Below are 23,811 nucleotides of genomic sequence, written 5' to 3'. Positions count from 1 at the left end.
CTCGCGGTACCAACTACCCCGAATCGACACTCGCTCCGCGAGATAGACGTCACCAATACCCCCACACTCCATCAAGCACGTCCTCTATTGTGCGCGCATGTGCCCGCCCCTGCACACCCGCACCCACAATCACACACTCCAACGGCTCGCTCGAAGCCCGCAACCGGTCCAACGCCCCGTCACCGCAACCGCCTGCGTCCGCACCTCCGTCAGCGCCGCAGCAGCCATCACGGCCTCTGGCGTGAGGGTGTCCCCATCCATGAGCAGATAGGAGGCCTGTACCAGCCGCACGTCAACGTCCGAGCCGGCCGGCTGAATCCCCAGCACCTTCACCCCGACCGCCCCATCAAGCGCCGACGACAACAGATGCATCCCCTCATGCGGCTGCTCTACCTTCTACCGGTACGGATCGCCGGGAAGTGGCTGCCCCATGCAGCAAAAGCTCTCCACGTCCGCGCGTGCGGAACCAACGCGGTCCACGATCTTGCCGTCCTGGTCGGAAACGAGCAGGCCGTACTGGGTGGCAAAGGAGATGTCGAAGTGGTGTCCTGCGCTGCACGAATGTCCGCGTCCGCCTGCGCAGAGCGGCCCGCCGTGAAACGCTGGCCGCTCCAACACCACGCCGTCCAGCTGCTCGGCGAAAACCTGCTGCACGGACGCGCGCATGCCAGTGCCGATGCAGCGGTACACGCTCCAGCCGGTCATGTCTTGCGACGCATCACCGTAGTTCTGCAGTTCGAGAAAGATGTCGCCATTGCCGTCCGAGCCGGTATTTGTCCTTTCTTAGACCAGCACGTTCGCCCCGCCGGTGGTGTGCGGCTCCTCGTGCGTGTATTCGGGCATCTTCTCCTCGGCGGCCTCGCTCACCTCGATCGCGCCCGGGGTGCGCTTCGCGGCCACGAAGTCCGACGCGTTGTCGCCGGTGTTGGAGGTGCGCTGGTAGGACACGCCGTCTGCGGCGTCCAGGCTGGCATACGGCAGCGGCGTGCCGTCCGCAGCCGCGGAGTCTTGGTTGTCCGCCCAGGCGACACGGTCCCAGACGGCACCGGAGGCGTCGTACAGCACCACGCCCGCAGCCCCCTCGGTGAAGCCGCGGCCGCCCTCATCGCGCGGCACAACGACAGCCTCTCCGGGCCCAAGCTTCTCGACGGGCATCCGCCCCGCCCACACATACCCATTAAAACGGCGCCCGAACTGGTTGACCACGTCCACGCGCAGGTCCGCGACATCGACCTCCGTATCGCCGAGGTTGGCGATCTCGATCAGACCCTCCCCGTCCGCGCCCGTGTGCGCGACCTCGGAGATGAGCACGTCGCCGCGCTTCGGCGCCGTCGACGGCTCGGTGGCATTCTCCTTGCCCGGGGTGCGCGGCGCGCGGATGAAGTCCGCGGCGTTGTCGTCGGTGTCCTGGGTGCGCTGGAAGCTTTCGCCGGCGGCGGAGTCCGTAGTGTTGGCCAGCACGGTACCCTCGGCGCACGCCTGGTTGGCGGTGCCCGGGGATTGGACCGCGACGGCATCGACGTCCTCGCCCGAGCTATCGCGCAGCAGCGCGCCGTAGGACTCGTTGGCCAGCGATGTTGTGTAGCGCTGCTTCACGTCCGCGTCCACGATTGTGGACTGATCGCTCTCCCTGGCGAACACCCAACGCTCCCCCGCGCCGATCGTACCTTCAAGCGTGTTCAGCGGCGCCGACGCCACCGAGCCGGTGCCGGTGCACCGGAACAGCTTCCAGCCGGTGACGTCCACAGGCTCATCACCCCAGTTGGCGACTTCAATGAAGTTGTCATGGTAGCCGCCGGGGCTACCGTTTGCGATCTCGCTGATGACCACCTGGCCGCCTGGTTGCGCAGCCGCGTCCGCAGCCTTCGCCGGCGCCACCGCCGCAACCATCGGCAGCGCAATGACGACGCTGGACACGAGGGCGGTACAACCGCGCACCGCCCGTTTCCGAATTCCCATTTTCAGTTCCTTAGCAATACGTTGCGCCCCTTTCTGGGGCGCATGCAAAGAAACTTATAGGTGCAATGAGAACCTGATATTACCTTAAGGTGAAATGTGAATTAACTTAATCCTCTTAGGCAGTTAGGTAGGTGGACGCGAGGGTTTGCCGCTACAGCCGCACATTGATCGGCTCATTTCGGAGGTACTCCATCGTGCACGCCACGCCTTCTCACAGAGAGTCGCGGGTATTCTGGTGCCCGCAAAGCTCTTCCCCAATTTGGAAGTAAAGCGAAAGCTGTCGAACTCTGCGCGACTCTATAGTGGTCTATCCAAGGCGTCTATCAAGTATCTCCGAAATGGCGATAAATGTATCTCTGGTAAAGTGCCGCGGGTCCGCCACACTTCCGCGAATATGATCGTCCAACTCGACTACCTCGACAAATTGATGTTCCCTAGCCGCCTGCCTCCAGACCTCGTTCAGACGGGAGTAGTCATAATGGGTGCCATTCGCAGCATCAGTCACATCACTTGGAAGCAATACCGTCAGACTGGCCTCGTTAGCCGCACACTCGGCAATAAACTCTCCAACTAGAGATTGGTACTTTTCTACGCCCCCCTCGGCCGACCATATCCGCTCTTGATAGTCTACAAATGCTCCATAAACCATCTGTGGCGACCAAATCCCCCGCATATCTCGATCGCTTGCCCAGTCTGCTAAACGAAATGCTTTGGGCCAATTGTCGACCGCCAAGGTTTTATCGGTTTTCAAGTAGTGAGCAATTGAGCCAGACTGACAGTTGGCCATAATTCGAACTTCAGGCTGCTCCGAGTTCTCGCCATCTCCCGTCGCAGCCGCAATTGCCTTCCGCGCCTCCGGATCGTCCGAGTCAATGGTCCGAATCCAGTCATGATGGACCGGCGATATCGGCAGCTTTTCAACAGGCACGCGCGGTCCGTCAGGAGCATTATGCAAGTACCACGCAAATTCTTCTTCGATGCCCATATTCATAATTCGACAAGAAAAAGTAAAATGCCTAAGTTCCTTGGTGTTTGTCCGGACAAATGCGAACCCGACGAGACCGTAATTTCCGAACTTGTCCCACACAAAGAGCGAATACACTTGGTTTTTCCCAAGATCCACGATGAATGGAGCTAGGGTGCCGGGTTCGATCCTGGTCTTTAAAAAGTTGAGCTGGTTCGTTCGATTGACAAGTTCTTCGAGCCTACCGGCAAACTGGTAGTTCTCTTGTGTTCGAACTACCGTCATTCGTATGTCAGATGAGCGAAGGAAATCCTCATTATTGCCCTGGAGTTCCTCACGAGCAGACCTCTTCCGCTCCATAATGCGATACTTTTCAACCCGAGATTTTCCTCCGACAGTTTCGGCGACAGCATTCGCTAGAAACCTATCGAATTCGACCGTTGTCGCGTCGTAGGTAGTGATGCCATCTACTACAGACGCAACTTCTTGCAAATTGTGAGGATTATCGTCAACAAACACAACATCCGGTGCCCTAAGGTTCATGTCCGCGATGATCCTCTGGACGGATTGCCCCTTAGCTACAAAACCAATCTCTGGGAAAACAAATTCGTTCTCGAGACCAAATTCTGCAAGCTTTGCCATCGCAGTTTGGTAGTCATTCTTGGAACTAATGGAGTTCACAACTCCTTGACTGTTTAGTTCCTTAATAGCAGCTGCACGCTCAGCAAAGAGTTCGACATCATCCCCCTCTGCCAGAGTCCCACGCCAGAGCGTGTCATCGAGATCCCAAATAATTAGTTTAAGCATGATCCTCCACCGAACCTGTCTCCGACTTGAGCGCGAAGACTTAAGCGCATTTTCTATGAGGCTAGTTCACACATACGAAACACGCAATACTCAGCGACTACCAGTGCGCCCCATCGTTACCAATTCTAAAATTTGCTCGTTCTCTCGGCGACGAACTCTGATTCGGCGCGAGCACCGCTGGTTTTCTTACAAGCTAGTTAGCTGTTCCGCTCGTAACGGCACCGTTAGTCCCTGGCTGACTTACTTGGTCACACTTCGTGTTTGCGATAAAGCACTAAATGACATTGAATTCCCCCTCACTGGAAAAACTCAATTTTTGGACACTTATAGCCCAAACTCACTTCGTTCAAGTATTCAAATGCTGGCCGTTTGTCCTGTTTGCCCATCAGCCGCGCCCACTCGTGGTATTTAGGGCACACCTCTGAGGTGGGACCGTCAGCGATTACTTCACCTTTGTAGATCCAGATGCTACGTTCGCACAGATCTTCAACAGTGCCAATGCTGTGCGAGACAAGAAAAAGGTTGCCTGCGCGCTCAATTACACCGTTGATTCTCTCTTTTGCTTTCGCGCCAAATGCCGCATCACCCGTAGATAGCGCCTCATCGACAAGCAAAATATCGGGTTCAACTGCAGTCGAAATTGCAAAATTGAGCCTCGAACCCATGCCAGAGGAATACGTTGACATGGGACGGTCAATCGCCTCGCCAAGCTCAGTCCATTCAGCAATTAGTTTGATCTGCTCTTTTGCTTTATCGGCGGGCATCCCCAACGCAAGACACCCCAGATATACATTTTGTGCCCCGGTGAGGTCTCCATGTAGAGCAGGCGAAACGCCCAGGAGCATGGGCTTCTTCCGCACCAAAACCTGGCCACTTGTTGGTTCTTCCGCACCGGCGATAAGGCGCAACAAAGTGGATTTGCCCGATCCGTTTAGCCCGATAATTCCTATCGTTTCGCCTGGCTGGGCAACGAAGGAAACACCCTTCAGGGCCTCTACCGTTCGTTTTGGGCGACCTAACCGTATCGCCGAGACATCCTCTGATCGCCCACGTCCGATAACGTAGGTCTTTGTAGCATTCGCAACGGCTACAGAAGGCGCGTCGAAGCGCGTGGTAATTCCTTTATCAGCTGAGTCGCACATACCGCGCCTCCGCTTGCCAAAAGTAGATCATTCCTACGAGAAATGTGCCGGTAGACCAGGCGATCAAGGTGCCCCATGTTTCGAGAGTAGGTGGCGCTTGGTAAAGAACCGAGCCACGTATTGCCGTGAGGAATATGTAAGCCGGGTTAGCCGTCATCGCCTCGTGGAGCGTCGGGTGATTGACAAACCGGTCAATCGAAAACATCACGCCAGACAAAAAGAACCATGCCTGGGAAAAAAAGTTAATTAGGGCTCTGGCATCGGGAATAACCGCTGTAAGACGCGCCGTTACCAGCATGAGGCCACACCCAAAGATATGCAGCAGGGCGAAAAGCGGAATCACGAGAACGATAGACCAGTTCAGCGGCGAAAAATGCTGCGCGGCTAACGCCATTAGTACCGCCATTAGCCCTGGGAGTATGTTGTCGAGCATGCTACGCAATGTTTGAGAAATGGCGAGTGATGCCTTGGGGAATGTGAAAGTCTGAATCATTCCACGCGAATTCCGAATGAGCATAATGCCTTGCGTCATCTGCCCAACGATCATCCTCATAAAAATGACACCCAAAATAAGAAAGCCCACGAAGTTGTCGATGCCGCGTGAGGTTTTCAAAATGAGCCCAAACAGAAACGCGTAGAACGCGACATCGAGCAGTGGCTGCAGTACAAGCCAGGTACGCCAAAGCCGATAGTCTTTCGTGGTCCGCAACGCCTTAAACCGAGCATCCGTCCAGATAAACGCGCGTCTATCCCAAAGCTGCCTACAGTACTCGGCAAAAGACGGCCGCGTTTGCAAAGACTGCAAACTAGCCGTATTGACTATGAATGTGGGGCCTGACCGCCCCTCAACCGCTTCAGGTTGCGCATGGCGGGTTGTATCCAACATTGCCTCCATCGACCACGGATTTGTGCACTCGCTGAGTTTACTCGCGCAGCGAAGCAATTTGAATTAACTCTCGCGCAGTCTGTTCCGTGCAGCCAAGTTCGGAGACAAACTGGGTCGGAGCTTCCGACAACGGCGAACCCGGTTCGATCATCGACCACACCGGGGTACCAGATCCCATATAGTCCGACAGCTTCGACGGAAGGAAAGGATTCCGAAAGTAAGTGGTTCCTGCTGTAGCTGTGTCGACAACTAACAAAGCATCGAACTGTTTACACGCCGAGAGAAATTCAAGGTAGTTCAGTGTCTCGTGATGGACTATATGTCCACTACGAATAAGCTCCCGCATAACCGGCCCGTTCGCGCCAACTGAAAAAACATGGAGGACAACTTGTTCAGCTTGCTCAGGTGTAAGAAAGTCGAGAGCGTCTGCAAAATCCCCTAATCCACGATTGGCGTAAAAATTACCGAAATAAGCCAGATTCAGCTTACTTCGATCCAACCGCAAATCCACCGTAGCCGACTGGTATGCCTCCTCAGGCGGCACTGGCTGGGGTTGCACCGATGACTTTGCGAAAACAGTTTCAGCGAAGGCTTCACCATACGACGACAGAATCAGATTCAGCTGATTTTGATTAGTAAACACCAACTGATCAGCCAGGCATAATGTAGCTAATTCAGTCAGCGCGAAATGACTGTCCCGACACGTATGCAATTCGCTCTGCCACCCTGCCGTTTCAATGCAGCGCTGCAGCCTGCGCGCCACTCGCCCGCTCGCCGGACCTCCCGGCCGTGGATCCCCTTTCGCGTCCCATCGCATCGGGTCCGAAAACTCAGCCTCCCACTTCACTGTCGGATACTTGATCTTGTACAACGCGCCGGCGACGTGTGAGCCCGACCAAAGTGCGCGCGAATACACCGTGTCATATGTTCCACGTGCAGCTCGGACGGCCTTCTGCCCAAATGAGGCAATGGTTGGCCAAGATGAGAATGACGGGTACCCCTTGATCGTTACATGCCTGTGTATCCAGGGATCTACCAACAGCTGTGTGGAGTGATCGAGCTTTCGAACCGGGGACATGTCGGCGCTAACTACGTCTACGACTTCTTGCCTTTCTACAATCCGCTTTGCCACAACATTGGCAGCTGGATCTGCGAAGGGTGGGAAACAGTACGAAAAGACAAGTCTTTTGGTCGATCGACGGTGAATGCGCTTCCAGTCAAGCCCATAGGCGCCAACGGCAATCGAATAATTTGCCGCTTCTTTAAGATCCCCTGGCCGACTTCCGAGCCACTCGGATACGAACCTAAATTGGGAAGAAACGAGCGAGTCAAGTGCTTTTTCTGCTTCAAGCGCAACCGGAATTCTCCGAAGCTCTGCGATCACGTCCAACCGTTGAGCGACGTTGAAGTCAAAGCTTTGAGCTCGTCGTGATACCGAGTTTTCGCGGACAACCCTCACATAAGCAGCATTATCGTCATCCTGAGGGATGACCAAATGCAGATTTGGCACCCGAAGGAGGTTGGCAAAAAAAGCTACATCTTCGCCAGATGCGAGGTTTTCGCTATAACGCCATTGCTTGAGCAGTCTTGCGGGAACGAATTTGCATGCGTTGAAACCCAAAGTCCAAACAGCATCGCGAACGGGAACGGTTGAACCCGCCAGCATTGCCCTTCGTGCGTTTAAGGAGTTTTCGTCACTGATACCTCTAACAGTTTCGTTCTTGATAGGCAACAGTGCGATGCAGCTTTCCGTCGTGTTTGAAAGACCAACCTCCACGAAACGCGGTTCAATCCAATCATCATCGTCGACAAAAGTGATGACGTCTTTACGAGCGTTCGCTATGCCAAGGTTTCGTGCCAACCCCGCACCAACCTCAGGAGTAACAAGTACCCTCGATTTGACGTCCGACTGATCGCCCCACTCGTGCAAGAGGCGAGCTGAGCCGTCGTCGACCCCGTTACACACAAAAACGACTTCCCAGTAGTCTCGGTCAAGAGTTTGGCGATCCAGCGAAGCCAGTAGGCGTGGCAGACGCTCTAAGCCGCCGTGTGTTGGTATCACAACCGACACACTGCGAAGTTCGTCGATCATCGAATTACTCCAAGGATTTTGTAGAGGATGTGGACTACCGGGGCGGGGAGGTACGGCTTTATTGGCTTACTTATGCGCGTCGCAATTTGCACTACGTCTGATATGAGAGTTGAGCTTGCTACGCCCGTGTTGTGAGTTTCGGCTACCGGCGACCACGCTTCCGCTGCTGAGGTTAACGAAGATGCCTTCAACCCCACGGTCAAATCCTGTCCTGAGCGATCCGACGAGGTACTTCTTTGAACACGGACTCTGAACCATTCCTGGCTTGAAAACGTCCCCGATACTGCAAGATCGTCAAATTCCGATAGGCACAGGACCAAGTCGGAAAACCCCGTCGAGTTTGCCCGCATTTCTATATAGGACTGGCTTTCAAATACTCCTTTTTTATGCAGCTCTTGTACCATCGCAGGGGTGGGATTGACCACTACCAAAGGTAAATCCTCAGGGTGCGATTCAGGGACAGAGCGCAGGAAAACCGATCGGCTTTCAAAACTTGTGAGATCAACACCGAAACAGTTTGAATTCACGATTACGACCGCCGGGTCTGTAACGGGTGGCAATGTTTGCAGAGAATGAATTCTCATGACGCCCCTGTAACGTTCTCTAACAAACCGATGAGCGCATGTGGTGCTTCGTGTTGTCGCTGCATTTCTACCCAGCGCCTCCCTTTGTCGCTCACTTCCAGTCGCGAACTGTCAGTTGAAAGAGCGACCCACAGTTCTGCTAACGCAGAGGGGTCATTCGGGGAAACAACATCGCCAGCTTCCAGCTCCGAAATTATTCGTGCTGTTTCTCCCCGGGCCACACCACTGATATGAATGCTGTTCGACATCAATTCATAGGTTTTTGAAGGTACAGCGGCATCCAACGATTCCCAGTCTGTTAGATGCACTAATGCGGTATCCGCCCAGTCGTAACAGCTATTCAACGCTTCAGGGTTAAGTTGGTGTTCAATCTGGAGACCGATTTCTAATGCGCTCGCCTGTTCTATCAAGGCATCCCAAGTCGCGCCGTCACCAACGAATTTGAGGTTGACCTGGACTCCCCTCTCTTTCGCGATCTTTGCAGCATGCAATGCATTCTCTAACCTCTGTGCCCGTCCGAGGGTGCCCGCGTAAAGGACATTCAATTCGCCCGGGTGAGTGACTCTCCTTCTCCGCTGGAAGGCGGGACTGGGGAACACGTTTCGTACCGTGGCCGTCGGCACTTGGTGTTGCTTAGATACAACGGATTCAAGTTCGGATGAGGTCGTAATGATTCCAGATGCCTGACTCAATACACCTTCGATCATCGCTTCTGTGCAGAACACAAGTAGTTGGAATAGTCCTCGCTTCAACAGCCGCTCTCGCAATGAAGGCGTACCGGTTCCCGCATTCCAGCTCCCACTTTCTTTGAACAATGCTGGCCAGGCATCTCGCAAATCAATGATGTACGGTACAGAAAATTTCTTCGCCGCCAGGTAAGAAACCGCTGCTGTAGGCAAGGCTGGCACGGTTCCAATGACAATGTCTGGGCGGTATCGACGCGACCGGGATGAGAGCTTGGACAATGCCAGTACCATCCCCACTGCAGACCACCCCTGATTGAAAATCCTCTGTGTCAGAGAACTCCCCGAAGGAAAGTAGCTCGAACGAAGGATGGCTTCTCCGCTAGGCCCGCGCTCAGTCTCAAGAGTTGGTTTAAAACCCCCGGAGGCGAACCACTCCCTCAATGGAACCGATCGCTTGTAATGAGGCGCCGGTGCAATGACCGTGACCTCGTGACCGGCGTTCTGGAGGATCTCAGAAAGCCAAGTCCATCTTCTCTGCGGAACGCCGTTCTCGGGGTACCAGTAATGAGACAGAACAAGGATTCTCACGCCCAGCCTCCCTCCGCGTCAGCGCCGAAACATTCCCGTGTGGGGCTAGCGGGGCTCGAACCCGCGACCAACGGATTATGAGTCCGCAGCTCTAACCGACTGAGCTATAGCCCCTAGATCGATTTGAGTTTAGCAGCTACGAATTCCTTCAAACGATTAGTTCTATCTACCCCGAGTGCGCTGACCAATATCGGCTTGAGATTCGGCCACGCCCGAACCCCGAAGTCACGAATACTAGTTTTCGCCTGCGCGCGTAATGAGGCGGCCTTTGCTTGGACAGCGCTTAGGTCCGAAAAATCGACCCCATCACCCTCCTGGTCCACAACACACGAATTGATACGCACTTCACGTGCTTCTGGGACCAGAGGCACAACCTTCGCAGCACGAATTCTCACTCCATCGGCGAGAAAAGCGCTCGCTGATGCGCTAAAAGATCCAGGTTTAACGTCAAAGTAAACGAACTGACCGATACCCGGGTTGATTGACGTAGCAAGACCTTTCAGGGTGGCTCCGGACCGAATACCTCTTCCTCCTGGAGACTCAAGATCCAGAGAAAGAGCCAAAGGATTTTTTCGAATACCTTTAGGCGCGTCTCCAGAGAGGGTTACGGTAATTCCGCTGGAATTGCCGTCAATTGAAATCTGAATACCGTCCCCGAGCTTCCACGTGCCGTGCTTTTCCACTACTCTCTCATCACCCAGCACCTTTGGTGCCACCGAGGGAAAATTTTTACGGATCAAGTCGGTAGACGGTACTGCCGGAAACTTGTCCATATTGGTCACCAATCTGTCGGATACGATTTCGGCTTGATGACGCAGCAAGTTATCCTGACCGCCGTGGTTAGTGCGTAAATATCCGATCTCGCTCGCATCCATGATGACCGGAGCTAATCGGTCTGCCTTGTCATGGGCACCCGCCCGAGGAGCCCGAATGGTTCCTAGCTCACTCAATTCTGATACGTAGAGCATCCCCATTGAATTCATGGGTACGTGCGCTTCACGAAAATTGAAATAGTGCCCATTCGAATAGATCGCTTCAATTCCACGCGGCAAACTAACAACCATGCCTACATACTCAGGTTTTACGAAGCGCTCTACGAGGTCGAAGTAGTGCTTAGAAAGCACATCATCATCATCGAGCCGGTAGCGCCCAAACACTCCTCCTGATCCCATCTTCTCTTTGATAATGCGCTCTGAGGGCCCCCAGTCTCCGACACCATCAGCCAGCTCTTGTAAGACTAGAAACGGAAACTTATCCGCAGTCCGCCTAAGCGACTCAACGTACTTTTCCGGCAGAGACTCAGAGTAAGAGACAATATGCCAGACATCGTGCTTTTCCGCGGCATCCGCCAACGCAGGAGCAGTGAATTCCGTAAAAATCTTGTCGCGAAAATCTAATCGCTCAGGGGCATACAAATAGTCTTGGTATTCCCCTCTTCCCTGTCCGCCGGCGGAACTTGCCCGCCAAGCACCGGAGTCCGGAATGTAGAGGCTATATCGTGTCTGACCGAAAAAGGTTGGCTTCAATCTTCGACTCTCCGTTGATGTCAGGCAACCACGATTTCCGGTTACCGTTCGATCTCCATTAGTTGTAATCAGGTTAGCTACGATAGTCGAATCCACCCATCTGAAAGGTGAACATGCCCCTCAAGCGAAACTATGCTCGCTACGCCCCCACTTCAGGCGGCAATGTGTATTTGTATCGGGACCTGGAGGAATTCATCAATTGTGAACCGCTCACCGGTATTTCCACTATTTCCTACGGCATGGGCACTCTTGACCTTCAGCTAATTCGGCGCAATACGCCCAATCTCGTCGTTGTTTTTCACGCTGCAGCGGATCCGGCAACTTCGACCCTTCCCATTTTTGTCGGGCAGTCAATCACACACGACCTCGAAGCGTCGATTCTCTATTTATCAGACCCGTCACTTGATTTCGGCATTCCAATCGGATGGTTCGCTGGAGACAAATCACGAAGCCTCCAACATGATCTACTTCAACTGATCCGGCATGTAGCGTCGTCCATCGAAGCTAGAAACATCGTCTTTCAAGGATCTTCGGCAGGTGGTTACGCAGCGCTTTACTATGCACATGAGCTACCAGGCTCGTTGGCTGTCGCGATCAACCCGCAAACCAATATCACCGCTTACCATGCAGACAAGGTCACTCAATACTTCAACACCTGCTGGAATGGCCATCCTCCACTTCCGTTAGAAGCGGTCACAGATTTACTCGAACTTTACAGCGACTCGTTTTTGAATTATGCCCTTTTTCTCCAAAACCGAGGAGACCAATTTCATATTGAAAACCATTATCTACCGTGGGCAACACAGTTCGAAGCCCTTTATGCAGAAAAATGGTGCACGTTGCAGGGTGACTGGGGAAACGGACACGCGGCACCTCCCCCAGAGCTCCAAGAGCTAGTCTTGAAATTCGCTCTCAGCTTTAATGGCGAATGGAGCAGTTTAATGAGGGAAGAGGACTTCGAGGACGGTTTCGAATTCCCCTAACAAAACCTAACCAAGCTCAGGTTCAAACTCGTCAATTCTTTGGCCGACACCAACGAGCTCGGCAATCGCAGCGACTGCGCGGTCTGCAGCTCTCCCATCACCGTAGGGGTTAACTGCGTTGGCCATCGCTTCGTAAGCAGCCTGCTGATCGAGCAAGTTCCTAGCTTCCGCCACGATACGCTGGCGATCCGTGCCAACGAGTTTCACTGTTCCGGCCACCACAGCTTCCGGTCGCTCAGTATTCTCGCGCATTACGAGCACAGGCTTACCGAGTGAAGGTGCTTCTTCCTGCACGCCGCCCGAGTCTGTGAGGACGAGGTAAGCGCGGCTCATCAGCGCAGTGAACTGGTCATACGGCAGCGGGTCCGTGATGATGACGTTTGGAAGATCCTCAACTTCCGGGAGAACCGCGTCTCGCACCTTCGGGTTGAGGTGCAGCGGCAGGGCGAAGATGTGATCCGGATAGGACTTCGCGAGGTCCTGGACTGCCCCACCGATTTCCTTCATAGCGTCGAGGTTCTCGCGGCGGTGGGTGGTAACCAGCACAAGCTTCTGGTCGGTGTTCCGAATCTCCTCCAGCCGCGGATCTTCGAACTTGACATCCCATTCCGACGCCGCGAGCAGGGCATCGATGACGGTGTTGCCCGTAACGACGATGTCCTTGGAACGGAAGTTCTCCCGGCGAAGATTCTCACGCGATTCGTTTGTGGGAGCCAGATGGAGCGAAGCAATCTGGCCGATGATCTTGCGGTTTGCTTCCTCAGGGAATGGCGAGAAAATGTTCCCGGTGCGCAGACCAGCCTCGAGGTGGACAATCTTCACGCCCTTGTGGAAACCAGCCAGCGCTGCGACCATCGCCGTCGAGGTGTCGCCTTGGGAGATGATGACGTCCGGCTGTTCTTCCTCGATAATCGGGTCAAGCCCCTGAATCGCACGCGCCACCAACTCGTTGAGAGTTTGCCCCGGCTTCATCAGCGCCATGTCGTGGTCCGGAGTGATGCCGAAGCGCTTGTTCACCTGCTCCAGCATTTCGCGGTGCTGGCCGGTCGAGACCACGACCGATTCAAAACGAACGTCGTTCTGGAGCGCACTAACAACCGGAGCAACCTTGATGGCCTCCGGGCGGGTGCCGTAGACGGTCATGATCTTGGGCTTGTCCGACATAGGTTCCTTAGGGGTCGTTCGTCACAGGGATACTCACTACAACTTAGTACAGCAACGTTTGTCAGGTGGGCCAAGGGCAAGCTTCCCGCCCCGCTTTTCGCTGTACCCTGACCACCATGTACCAATACGTTGTCGGGCCGCCGCCGGATATGTGCTCGGCACGAAAGCCGGCCGGAAGCGCTACCACCAGATCGTCAACGCGGCGCAGGCTGTCGCCAACTCGCCGGTAACCAAGCAGGTCACCTCCTCCGCCCGCCGGGCTATCGCGAACAAGATCGATCCGGAGCCGCGCATGCGCGAGGTGAAGAACCTGCGCAAGGGCAATAAGCTGCGTGGCGGTTCGGACAAGCAGATCGAGGACACGATCTACGAGCCGGACCAAGATTAGGCCAGTCCGGCGACGATCCCATCGAGGATGTCTTTTTCGCTGACGATGAAGCTGGTAGCACCGGCTTCGCGCTCGAAGGCGTCCATGAGCTGCTCCACCACGGTCGCTCCGGAGCCGATTACGTCGGCGCGGCCGGGGTGGACGACGGGGTTCTCGTTGCGTTGCGCCGCGGTCTTGGAGCGGAGGTCAGCGGTTACTTCACGGAGACGCTCGAAGGGGATCTCCGACATGTGGATGCGTTCGGGGTCGTAGCTATCCAGCCCCTGCGCAAGCGCGGAGAGCGTCGTAAAGGTGCCCGCGCAACCCACAAACGTCCGCGCGTCTGCAAAGGGGATGGTGGACGCGGCGTCGGCGATTTTTTCGTCGATAAGTGAGCGCGCCTTAGTGGTCTCCTCCGCTGTGGGCGGGTCGGTGCGCATGATGCGCTCAGTGATGCGCACACACCCCATTTGGGTGGAGATGGCGTGGCCCTCCATGACGAACTCGGTTGACCCGCCGCCGAGATCGATTACGCAGAACGGTCCCCGGGCCGGATCGATGTCCGCGGTGGCACCGGCGAACGACAGCGCCGCCTCCTCCTCGCCGGTGATGACCTCAGCGACTCTGGTCGGCTGAATCCGGCTGAGTAGCTCTCGGGTCATGGCGAAGAAGTCCTCGCGGTTGGCGGCGTCGCGGGTGGCGGAGGTGGCCACCATGCGCACGCGGGTGACGTTCTCTCGCAGCATCTCGTCGACGTAATCTGCGAGCGCTGCGCGGGTGCGCTCGATGGCCTCTGGGGCGAACTGGCCGGTCTCGTCGACGCCTTGGCCGAGGCGGACGATGGCGTTGCGGCGGGTAACCTCGCCGGATTCCGTGTCGTGGATGAGCAGGCGGATGGAGTTAGTGCCGCAGTCCACGGCCGCGACGCGGGTCATGCCAGCCCCTCCCCTGCTTCGGCGAGGGTGATGCCGAGGTCGGCGAGCGTGGGCCAGTCGGCAGGGATGGCGGTGCCGCGCAGGTCGCCATGCTCGGCGGCGAGTGCCACAGCCTCGGTGCCGAAGCGGACGCGCTCCGGGCCTTCGGCGAGCGCGTAGGCGATGAGCACGTGGAGGCACTTCACGCGCTCGGGCATGCCGCCGCCGGAGAAGTCGGTGCCGAGGTCTTCGATGGCATTGCGCTCTGCAAGGAAGTGCTCGTGAGCAGCGACGTAGTCGTCGCGAAGTGCCGCCCCCTCATCACTATCAGCGTTGAGGCGCTTTTCCATCCACTTCATCACCTGGGCAACTTCAAGACGGGATGCTTCAGCAGTCAGACGCGGGTCCGTCAGGTAGTAGAGAGTGGGAAACGGGGTTCCATCATCAAGCTTGGGTGCGGTTTTCACCACGGCTGGCTGATTATCTGGGGTGCTGTATGCAATGGTGATCACGCCGCGCGGGGTACGGCCAAGTTGCTCTGCGACGATGGCAAGTTGTTCTTCTGTGGGAGGAGTGTGCATGCGGTTCATTGTCCCACATATTTTCTACTGCGTTTGCCCCGGCGCGACCGGCTCGATGGTCCTGACAGCCCCAGAGACGTACACCTCCGGCACCGTCGCCTTAAAAGCCTTAGCAGGCGGAGCACCATCGATGGGACGGAAGCGATTCGAATTGAAGGTCGCGCACCGGACATTCGACAACTTTATCTCCCTTCATCGCAGGCAAGCGACGGCAGGCTTGTTGCTTAGGCAAAAACGTCGCCGCCATACACGGCGATGGCGCATTCCTGACGTGTTTATCCGAGTAAGAGATGCGCCAATTGACGCGGTCGGTTCTTGCGCACCCCCGTATGCGCCACAAAGCAACACAACAGTATGCAAATCGGAGCGGCGATAGAGATACCTAGCTGGACAAGCCGTTCCTCTAAACGTAACCGTCTTGCGCCGCGCTCGGAGATCTATGCGTCACGGACCTCGACGAAGACTATGCCTAGACGGGGCACTTCGCTAGAAAAATATGGTCAGTTCCCTTCCACATAAGGGGTCGAGACTAACCGCTAACCGCAAGCCGACCTAGCATGGACTAAAATTCTTAAAGAGAAAATACTTCCTAACCCTCGGAGAGGCTTCCCAATGATTGATTCCCTGGCATTTGTCGGGTTGGGGTACATCGGCTTACCAACCGCCGTTGTACTCGCACAAAGTGGCGTTAAAGTTATCGGAGTTGACGTGTCTGCCGACCGTGTCGACCAAATCAACTCCGGTTCCTCCCCCATTGTTGAACCCGGCCTCGAGGACGCTCTTCGTTCAACCTTGGAAGCTGGCAACTTCAAAGCACAAACTGAAATGCCCGAAACTGATGCCTACGTGGTAGCCGTACCTACCCCGTTCGCAGATGACTACAAAGTAGATACATCCTTCATCTTCTCCGCCGCTGACTCAATCGCCCCGAAGTTGCGCGAGGGTGCGCTCGTGGTCCTTGAGTCTACTTCTCCTCCTGGCACCACCCGCCAGATGGCAGACCGAATCCTGGAAAATCGTCCAGACTTAGCAGCCGATGGAGACGATAATCCCGAAGGCAAGCCGGTTGTCTATTTTGCGCATTGCCCAGAACGCATCCTCCCAGGCAAGGCGCTTGAAGAGTTGCGCACGAACGACCGAATTATCGGTGGCATGTCACCGCGGGCTACCGAGCTTGCAACCCAGGTGTACCGTTCCTTCTGCGATGGCGAACTGCTTCCCACCAACGATGTGACGGCTGAAATGGCCAAGCTGACAGAGAACTCGTTCCGTGACGTGAACATCGCCTTCGCTAACGAGCTCTCGATTATTGCGGACAGACTCGGCATTGACGTTTGGGAGCTAATCGAGCTGGCCAATCACCACCCGCGCGTCAACATCCTTCAGCCTGGCCCGGGCGTTGGAGGTCACTGTATTGCTGTTGACCCTTGGTTCATCGTCTCCTCGGACCCAGAGAACTCTCGGATCATCCGCACCGCCCGTGAGATCAACGACGACAAGCCAAAGTGGGTCCTGTCTAAGGTTAAAGAGGCTGTTCACATTAAGCCTGAAGCAGACATTGCCGTTTTGGGTCTAGCGTTTAAAGCGAACATCGACGATCTCCGCGAGTCGCCATCACTGAAGATTGCAGAAGACATCGCCTCGAGCTTCACCAATAACCGCATACTCGCAGTTGAACCAAATATTTCGGCGTTGCCATCCTCCCTATCAAAGTTTGACAACGTCCAACTTACGGAGGTTAAAGAGGCAATCGACCGTGCCGATGTAGTTTTGCTGCTCGTCGACCACAACGAATTTATCGATTTGTACGGTCCGGAATTGAGCAATAAAACGGTGATTGATACAAAGGGCCTTTGGCCACGTCAGGTGTAAAGCAGGGTAGGAGCCAAACGTGAAGATCGACAACAAAATTGCTTATAGGGCAACAACGCTACTTGCCAGCGGTTTTTCCTTGGTCGGAGCAGTGCTTGCAGGCTTCGCGCTTTTCCAAGCTGCTTTACTCTTCCTGGGTCTTGCAGTAGCAACTCTGCCTGTTGTGGGACACTTGCGCATGAGGGAGCAGCTGTCCGCTATTCGACGCATTCCTCAGACGTCGGGATCGGCCTTCAACGGTCAGCCGGTAATCGATCAACTTTCAAGTATCGAACGCAAGATAGAAAGACTGGCCGAAGAACAAAGCGCAATTCAGAGCAAAGCAACTGATGATGTTTCACAAGACATTCGTGAGGTTGTGAACCAGTTGCGGCGTGAATCACGCTTGGCCCGTATCGCGGCAGCCAAGATCACTGGGAAGCTCTAATGTCCAGCTCCAGCTTCAACTCTCGACACGAATTGCTTGTTGCCGAGATTCTTAACGCACACGAACCTTGTATCCTTGAAGCCTTTGAAGCCCTTTCAAAATTGCTGGGCCTCAGGGCTCCAACGGGTAAATTCTCCTTACACGGAATGGATCTCGAGGCGACATGTGCGCTCATCAACTTGGTAGAGCTCGAACGGAACGCTACCCAAGACTGGCAACTGAGAAGATCGCTCACCGAGATTTCCGAACAAGCAGTTTCTTGGCTTCCTAAACACTTTGAGTCCCATCCAGAGAGCCGAAAACAATATTCGGACTTCATCCAGCTTCATTGCCCGGACGGATTTCCTTGGTATGCCGCTCACCCGCCTACGACGGCTCTTGCCCTTCTTTACAATTTTTCCCCCTTCCAAGACACCGGTGCGACCGTTGCTTCCAAACGGTTGAGGAACTTCTCTACAACGTTTGACGTGGTTGCGTGTTCATTTCTGCACAAGAAAAAGCAAGATCCGACGATTGAGAAAATCGCGGAACCTTACGTTGCATCCAAGTACTTTTTACCGCTACCAGCGTCGTGGGCTTCATGGGAACCCTTTAAAGCGTTTGCTGTCCGCGCGGCTGAAGTTTCGGATTCCATGCATAAAAAAGCCCACTACGAAATGGTGTACTCACGCGCGATGTGGGCACCGTCGATTTACGCCGGTTTCCTTTTCAAACAACGAAATCCCGAAGTTGAATGGGTCGCCGAATTTTCTGACCCTCTATCCCTTGATGTTGAAGGTCTCCCTCGCGGCACCGTAGTTCAAACTGACGAAATTAGTTCCATCATGACTGATGCACTTGCGGACGCGTACCCGGACCTAGAGCTAGACGGTCTTACTGTTTTCTCTCTCGCAGAAAACTTGGCTTACGCATTTGCAGATCGAATTATTTTTACGAACACAAACCAGAAAACCACGATGCTCGAGCATGTGGGATCTGAAACGCTAGCTGAGCGAGTGAAACGAATCGGAGAAGTAAGCAACCACCCAACGCTTCCTCGTAGTTACTACGAAATGGAAAGCTCCCCTCTGGAACCAGATCCTTCCAAACTTAATTTAGGGTATTTTGGCGAGTTTTACTCCTCCCGTTCTATTCGAGAGGTGACTGCAGCAATGCGTACATTGCCCCCGCAAATTGCACAGAAGGTTCATCTTCACGTCTTTACTAACTACATTCCGGCGTCTGAGGGAAACCGACGCCCAAGAAACTTCTCAAAGAGGCAGTTTGACGAACTGGTTCAGCGAGCCTACGACGGCGTCGGTGCAAAAGGCGTTGAAAGCCAAGTTACTTTCAACGCTTCTCTCCCCTACCTCAAGTTTTTGGCCACAACGGAGAAGCTTGACTACCTCATTGTTAATGATGCTGTCTCCGGCGACCACCACTCCGTTAACCCGTACCTCCCATCGAAGTGGAGCGACTATGCAGGTTCAAGCGCTAAGTCCTGGGGATTTGTGGAAGACGGTTCAATCCTCTCGCAAAAACCTGTCGATGTGAAGACTCCGGTTGGCGACGCATACGAAGCACGCGAGGTGCTTTGGAATATGGTCCTGCAGAAATTCCCTGAGCTAGACGAGGAGGTTTAGGTCAATGCGCTCACCTTCAGGAAACGTTGCGGCGCTACTCGAACGCTTGGGGCGTTCTTCTACCCCTGCAGTGGCTCAAGCCGCAAACGGCATTACGCTTGCTGAACTCCTTGGTCTGAACACCTACACTGCCGGCGGCCAGATACTGTTTATCGGTTCGCCCGAGCTTAGAGCTCACCTCGCCTCACATGGTTTTGATCCCATATGGGCTGTTCCGGGTGCAGCCGTAGAACAAGCCCGTTCCCGCGATGTCGAATGCCTTGTCATCGATAACACCGCGTTTGACTGCGGCCCTTGGTTCAAGGCGGACTCGGGGTCACGTCAGTACCTAGCGCAGGAGGTGTTCGATACGGGAAGGCAGATCCGAGCCCGCGGCGGAATCGTTTTTTACCTGCCCCGCGCACAACGGCCTCTTGGAGTCGATGAGTCCTTCATCCGCTCAACCTCTACTGTCAATTTGGGTCAGGTTCCAGAGGAAGACCTCGAGGAGGATGCTCCACAATCGAAGTTGTGGAGCATCCTCGAACGGTTTCTTGAAAGCAAGAATGGGAGGAACTTGGCGTGAGAACCCACCTAAGAATGCTCTTTTGTCCTGATCTCGGCCTTCTCCAGGACACACTCCACCACCAGTGGGTAATCTCTTTTGCGACCTATATTCTCGAGTCGAACCTTGAGCTCACCGTACTGCTCAACCAAAACAACGACGAGCTCACACAAGGTCTTCTTTCGGTCGGAGCAAGTGTGCTTACCCCAACCGATGAAATGGAGAATGCCTCAGAAACTGGTTGCGTCCCCCCGCGATACCATGCCCGTTCCGTCCTTCGAGAAGCTTTGGACGATCAAGAGATCCAATATGATGTCGTCTTAACGCAGGGAATCAGCCTGAGCCGATACGTAGCAGGCGGAAAGTCAATTCAACCTGCACATTGGGCGTTAGTGGAGGACGATCCTCTCTCACCAGTCAACCCCAAAAACCTGAAGTTGGATTCCATCCAAACGGTTGCTGTTGGATCCCGGCTTCTACTCTTCGCCAGTTCGGAATCTCGTGCTTACGTCGAGAGCCGAGTCCCCGCTGCTACGTCGAAGACTCGTCTGATCCAACCTATCTCGCTCAAAATCCGACCGTCGGGGCAGTCCGCTGATCAGGTATTTGTCCTCGACTTCAACCGTTATGGCCCGAAGTGGGCTACACATAGCTTCGATAGCCTCATCCGCAAGGCAACGCTGGCGAAACGGCCGCCCCAATTCGTGGTGATCGACAGCGACCTCGGCAGGGACGATTGGACGAACCCTCTGGAGGTTTACCCCGGAGTTCGTTTAATTAACAGCACTACCTACTCTGCCGGCGACCACGCTGCAGTTCATGTAGTCCCCCTGGGCGCTACTGTTGACGAGGTTCGTCTGCATTCCAGTATATTGCGTCCGGATGATGCTCTTCTCCAGCTTGCATCCCACGAAGTATCTGCAGAAAACCTAAGCGCACCTACAGAACAGCCCTCCGTAGAAAACCCACCACCGTTCAAGGTCTCGTTCGAGCCCGATTTGCCGGATTACAATCGAACGCCTGTTTTAAGGCACCATCCGGTACGTGTGCTTCTCGCTGGTGCGGACTTTAAGTTCGCTGGCGACCTAGTCGATTCGTTGATTCAGCGAGCAGACATCTCGCTTAACGTCGACTTGTTCGAGGCCAATGCGAAGCCCCAGCCAAAGAAAAGTAAGCCCCTACTGCAGTCTGCTGAGGTCATTATCGCCGAGTTCGCCTCTAAAAATGCTATTTGGTACTCGCAGAATGTTCGTCCTGACCAAAAACTGATCGTCCACCTCCACGGATATGAGCTTTTACAAGACTGGATCACTGAACTCAACGTGGACAATTGCGCCGCAATTGTGTTCGCTTCAGAGTTCTACCGCCAGAAAGCGATCGAAATGCGAGGGTGGCCTGAAGAGAAACTGGTGGTCGTTCCGAACAGCGTAAACTTTGGTGACCTCGACCGTCGGAAGTCCGCTGACTCCAGATTCAATATCGGTCTAGTAGGCATTGTCCCGATTCTCAAGCGCCCAGATCGAGCACTTGACCTTTTTGAGCGACTTGTTGCAAAAGATAAGCGCTTCACGCTTCATATTCGAGGTCACGCCCCGTGGAACTACGGCTGGGAGTGGAAAAAGTCAGCGCACCAAGATTCGTATCGCGAGTTCTATCGCCGCATCGGTTCTAATCCGGCTTTGCGCGAACGCATAGTGTTCGAGCCATTTTCTCCGGATATCGCGAACTGGTTGCAAGACATCGGCTGGTTGCTTTCTCCTTCTACTCGAGAGACGTTCCACCTTTCCGCCATCGAAGGGGCCGCAAGTGGCGCTGTGCCAATTGCTTGGAGACGCGAAGGCTCCGACGAGATTATCGGAGAACAGTTCAATTTCGATTCCACCGAGGCAGCCGCTAATTTCATCGCGAACTGCAGGAATGATGCTGACTTCACCGATCTATCTGAAGCCGCACAGCGCCATGCACATAGTTACAGCACAACTGAGGTGCGCGCGAAGTGGCTGGAGCTCATTTTCTCATTAGCTGGCTCCGAAGGTTCACCGCAGGTTTTCAACACTGAAGCTGACCGCGTTCTAGGAACAGTGACGGATGCGTGGCACGATGGTGATCCCGAAACGGCAATCTCCGTGTTAGACGAACACATCCCGCTGACGCGTGATCTCCGTGCCCCCTTGAAAGACGCAGAGATGTTCTTCCGTGGCATCGCTGCTGCTGACGAAAAACGATTCACTCAGTTTCTACCTGCTCAGATACCGGCAAACAACAAAGGCCCGATAGCGATCATTCGTCCTAGTGGTGCGACCTTCGATGAAGCCGAGCTGTCGAGCTCTATCGAAACCTTTGTTGGAGTAACTCCGCCCGCATACATTCGTGATAGCGGTTACACCCCAGTAGCCGACTCGATCGTCGCCTTGGACGCTCCCAACGACCTGAACATCCGCGTTGATGGATACACACGGGTTGATCGTTGGTTTGAAATGGTGAAGGCACAACTTACCCCTGTTGCTCTTACCCACGCTGAGCTCGCGGTTCAAGGACCTTGGTGGATTGCGCTCCCCGCTCTCCAGGCTGCAGACCAGGTAGGAATTCCAAGCACGTGGTTCATCGACGATGAGCAGACCCTCGAATGGATCGCTGCGGCATCACGCGGTGAGCTGAGGACGCACTTTGCTGCTCAGATTGCATGGAACTGCTTCCAGGCCACCGACGCGAGAGTCGCGTTGGCTAACGTTACGCTACCTGGCCACTTCGAGGTTGGGCAGTTGGATGGCTTTGTCGGCGAAAACTCATTCAACATTCCCCTTTGGGATCCAGCTCGCCCGCACGCAGCAAACTACGGCAACGGACCTTTACAGCGAACCAACGCACCATCGATCATTCAACGCCCGCTGAGAGATACGCGCATAGCCTTGGTTGCAGACCGCTCCTTGAGTAAAGAGTGGAGCAGGCACGCACAGGTGGTGGACCTTTCACCTAGTTCCTTTGCCGAGCAACTCGATGCTTCATTCGATATCGCCGTTATTCACCCTGGGGCTAATCGTTCGGGAGCGTGGAAGAAACAGATCGAACAGGATAATGAGTCTGTACAGTGCGACGCCACCAAGCTCTTCGATCGCGCGCGCTTACTTGGAGCAACTACGTGTTTCATATGGGAATCCTCGGAACCACTTCCACGGCAGATGTGGTCGGTCGCACGCAAAGCAGATGCAATAGCTGTTACGCATCCTGAAACCCTGCATAGATTCCTTCAGATCAATCCCTCAGCAGTAAGAGCGATTGCTCGCTGGGACACCCGTCTACCGATAGAGAATCGTCTCCGGTTAGCTTTCCGTGGGATCTACCAACCCGTGGAGCTCGATATGAACCGCTTACACCTGGAAACTCAAGCGGCTCCTATCACGAACGAGACAAAAACCGCGTCTGATGATTACACGGGGATGAGTCTTCCTGATCTCGAGCGCATCGCTGTTTTTACGGATCAACCCGAAGCGATATGGAACAATCAAACATTGCCACGATCGCTTTTCGATATCGTACCGGTGTCCGAACTTCCTAATAGGGGCCACCAGATGGCTGACTACTTCGTAGTGTTTGATGGTACTGAGATACCCGACGCCAACTATTTGCTTTCTCTGTGGCTTGACGCCGAGAACGATACTGTGGTGGTCCCCGAAGGGACTGAACCTCCCCAATTTGGATCAGAGGACGGGGAGCTCGCTGCTAAGTGTCTCTACCCAATGACCGGCGAAACATCGCAGTTCCGGGTGAGACGTGCAGCCGCCCTCTAGGCGCGGTTAACTACGCCGTCGCAAACTACTGCTGGCTCCTCATTGGATTCGCTGAGAAACCAGTGAGGAGCCTTTTCATTCGAATGCAGATCACTGCGCGAGAATTAGTGTAAACAACTTTCGCAGCGCATACCCCAGCAAATTCCATACAGCTAGACCAGCTGTGCGGAATCAAAACTGGCCACAAGTAGCTCGCTGTTATCGACAACTTTTCGACCTTCACACGATGACTAATCGAAGTGACAACACCCCAACAATGGGGTCATGGAAGACCTCGTGTCAGATGCGGGTTTTTGGTACCGGTGTTCCGGAGAC

Annotated in this window: 19 protein-coding genes and 1 tRNA gene; 7 read left to right on the top strand and 13 right to left on the bottom strand. The window is 54.7% G+C overall.

Annotated elements, in window-relative coordinates:
* Positions 1-129: 129 nt before the first annotated feature.
* The 10 genes from HMPREF3171_RS09260 to HMPREF3171_RS09215 form a co-directional block, all read right to left on the bottom strand.
* Positions 130-372 carry a hypothetical protein gene (locus HMPREF3171_RS09260; RefSeq protein ID WP_070484705.1) on the bottom strand — a complete coding sequence of 81 codons (243 nt, stop codon included), beginning with the start codon at positions 370-372 and terminating at the stop codon, positions 130-132.
* 24 nt (positions 373-396) lie between these two features.
* Positions 397-705, bottom strand: a complete 309-nt coding sequence (locus HMPREF3171_RS09255) for a hypothetical protein (RefSeq protein ID WP_070484703.1) — start codon at positions 703-705, stop codon at positions 397-399.
* Positions 706-783: 78 nt separating this feature from the next.
* Positions 784-1,959 (bottom strand): lamin tail domain-containing protein, encoded by a 1,176-nt coding sequence (locus HMPREF3171_RS09250; RefSeq protein ID WP_083292053.1) that lies wholly within the window; start codon positions 1,957-1,959, stop codon positions 784-786.
* Between the two features lie 307 nt (positions 1,960-2,266).
* Positions 2,267-3,730: an HAD-IIIC family phosphatase gene (locus HMPREF3171_RS09245; RefSeq protein ID WP_070484699.1), complete on the bottom strand. Its 1,464-nt coding sequence runs from the start codon at positions 3,728-3,730 to the stop codon at positions 2,267-2,269.
* A 296-nt stretch (positions 3,731-4,026) separates the two neighbouring features.
* Entirely contained in the window at positions 4,027-4,872 is an 846-nt protein-coding gene (locus HMPREF3171_RS09240) for an ABC transporter ATP-binding protein (RefSeq protein WP_070484697.1), read from the bottom strand.
* The gene (locus tag HMPREF3171_RS09235; RefSeq protein WP_168161899.1) at positions 4,856-5,758 is read right to left on the bottom strand and encodes an ABC transporter permease; all 903 of its coding nucleotides are present in this window, start codon (positions 5,756-5,758) and stop codon (positions 4,856-4,858) included. The genes HMPREF3171_RS09240 and HMPREF3171_RS09235 overlap by 17 nt, the downstream gene beginning before the upstream one ends.
* Before the next feature lie 37 nt (positions 5,759-5,795).
* The gene (locus HMPREF3171_RS09230) at positions 5,796-7,850 is read right to left on the bottom strand and encodes a glycosyltransferase (protein WP_070484695.1); all 2,055 of its coding nucleotides are present in this window, start codon (positions 7,848-7,850) and stop codon (positions 5,796-5,798) included.
* Between the two features lie 580 nt (positions 7,851-8,430).
* On the bottom strand, positions 8,431-9,708 hold the full coding sequence (locus HMPREF3171_RS09225) for a glycosyltransferase family 4 protein (protein WP_070484693.1): 1,278 nt from the start codon (positions 9,706-9,708) through the stop codon (positions 8,431-8,433).
* Positions 9,709-9,748: 40 nt separating this feature from the next.
* Positions 9,749-9,822, bottom strand: a tRNA-Ile gene (locus HMPREF3171_RS09220).
* Positions 9,822-11,234: a glycosyltransferase gene (locus tag HMPREF3171_RS09215; RefSeq protein ID WP_070484692.1), complete on the bottom strand. Its 1,413-nt coding sequence runs from the start codon at positions 11,232-11,234 to the stop codon at positions 9,822-9,824. The genes HMPREF3171_RS09220 and HMPREF3171_RS09215 overlap by 1 nt, the downstream gene beginning before the upstream one ends.
* 113 nt (positions 11,235-11,347) lie before the next feature.
* Between HMPREF3171_RS09215 and HMPREF3171_RS09210 the strand changes: the two genes are divergently transcribed.
* Positions 11,348-12,217 (top strand): alpha/beta hydrolase, encoded by an 870-nt coding sequence (locus tag HMPREF3171_RS09210; protein ID WP_070484689.1) that lies wholly within the window; start codon positions 11,348-11,350, stop codon positions 12,215-12,217.
* A 6-nt stretch (positions 12,218-12,223) separates the two neighbouring features.
* Here the strand turns inward: HMPREF3171_RS09210 and wecB are convergent, their stop codons facing one another.
* A complete protein-coding gene (gene wecB, locus HMPREF3171_RS09205) occupies positions 12,224-13,381 on the bottom strand; it encodes a non-hydrolyzing UDP-N-acetylglucosamine 2-epimerase (RefSeq protein ID WP_070484687.1) in 1,158 nt (385 codons plus the stop codon).
* A 151-nt stretch (positions 13,382-13,532) separates the two neighbouring features.
* Between wecB and HMPREF3171_RS09200 the strand changes: the two genes are divergently transcribed.
* The gene (locus tag HMPREF3171_RS09200) at positions 13,533-13,769 is read left to right on the top strand and encodes a hypothetical protein (RefSeq protein WP_246815360.1); all 237 of its coding nucleotides are present in this window, start codon (positions 13,533-13,535) and stop codon (positions 13,767-13,769) included.
* Here the strand turns inward: HMPREF3171_RS09200 and HMPREF3171_RS09195 are convergent.
* Together HMPREF3171_RS09195 and HMPREF3171_RS09190 are read right to left on the bottom strand one after the other, a co-directional pair.
* The gene (locus HMPREF3171_RS09195; protein WP_070484683.1) at positions 13,766-14,683 is read right to left on the bottom strand and encodes a Ppx/GppA phosphatase family protein; all 918 of its coding nucleotides are present in this window, start codon (positions 14,681-14,683) and stop codon (positions 13,766-13,768) included. The two genes, HMPREF3171_RS09200 and HMPREF3171_RS09195, sit on opposite strands and share 4 nt — an antisense overlap.
* Positions 14,680-15,243, bottom strand: coding sequence for a DUF501 domain-containing protein (locus tag HMPREF3171_RS09190; protein ID WP_070484682.1), 564 nt, complete (start codon positions 15,241-15,243; stop codon positions 14,680-14,682). The genes HMPREF3171_RS09195 and HMPREF3171_RS09190 overlap by 4 nt, the downstream gene beginning before the upstream one ends.
* A 612-nt stretch (positions 15,244-15,855) precedes the next feature.
* Here HMPREF3171_RS09190 and wecC point away from each other — a divergent pair.
* Genes wecC through HMPREF3171_RS09165 form a run of 5 tightly spaced genes read left to right on the top strand, consistent with a single transcriptional unit; the run spans position 15,856 to position 23,496 of the window.
* Positions 15,856-17,115 (top strand): UDP-N-acetyl-D-mannosamine dehydrogenase, encoded by a 1,260-nt coding sequence (wecC, locus tag HMPREF3171_RS09185; protein WP_070484680.1) that lies wholly within the window; start codon positions 15,856-15,858, stop codon positions 17,113-17,115.
* Positions 17,116-17,134: 19 nt separating this feature from the next.
* Positions 17,135-17,542 carry a hypothetical protein gene (locus HMPREF3171_RS09180; RefSeq protein ID WP_070484677.1) on the top strand — a complete coding sequence of 136 codons (408 nt, stop codon included), beginning with the start codon at positions 17,135-17,137 and terminating at the stop codon, positions 17,540-17,542.
* Positions 17,542-19,164, top strand: a complete 1,623-nt coding sequence (locus tag HMPREF3171_RS09175) for a hypothetical protein (RefSeq protein WP_070484675.1) — start codon at positions 17,542-17,544, stop codon at positions 19,162-19,164. Before HMPREF3171_RS09180 ends, HMPREF3171_RS09175 begins: the two co-directional genes overlap by 1 nt.
* 4 nt (positions 19,165-19,168) lie before the next feature.
* A complete protein-coding gene (locus HMPREF3171_RS09170) occupies positions 19,169-19,729 on the top strand; it encodes a hypothetical protein (protein WP_070484673.1) in 561 nt (186 codons plus the stop codon).
* A complete protein-coding gene (locus tag HMPREF3171_RS09165; protein WP_070484671.1) occupies positions 19,726-23,496 on the top strand; it encodes a glycosyltransferase family 4 protein in 3,771 nt (1,256 codons plus the stop codon). Before HMPREF3171_RS09170 ends, HMPREF3171_RS09165 begins: the two co-directional genes overlap by 4 nt.
* The last annotated feature ends 315 nt before the right edge of the window (positions 23,497-23,811 follow it).

Source organism: Corynebacterium sp. HMSC08F01, from assembly GCF_001807545.1.
GTDB classification, from domain to species: Bacteria; Actinomycetota; Actinomycetes; order Mycobacteriales; family Mycobacteriaceae; genus Corynebacterium; species Corynebacterium coyleae.
Note: the sequence above shows the minus strand (reverse complement) of the source record. Positions and strands in the feature narration are given on the sequence as shown.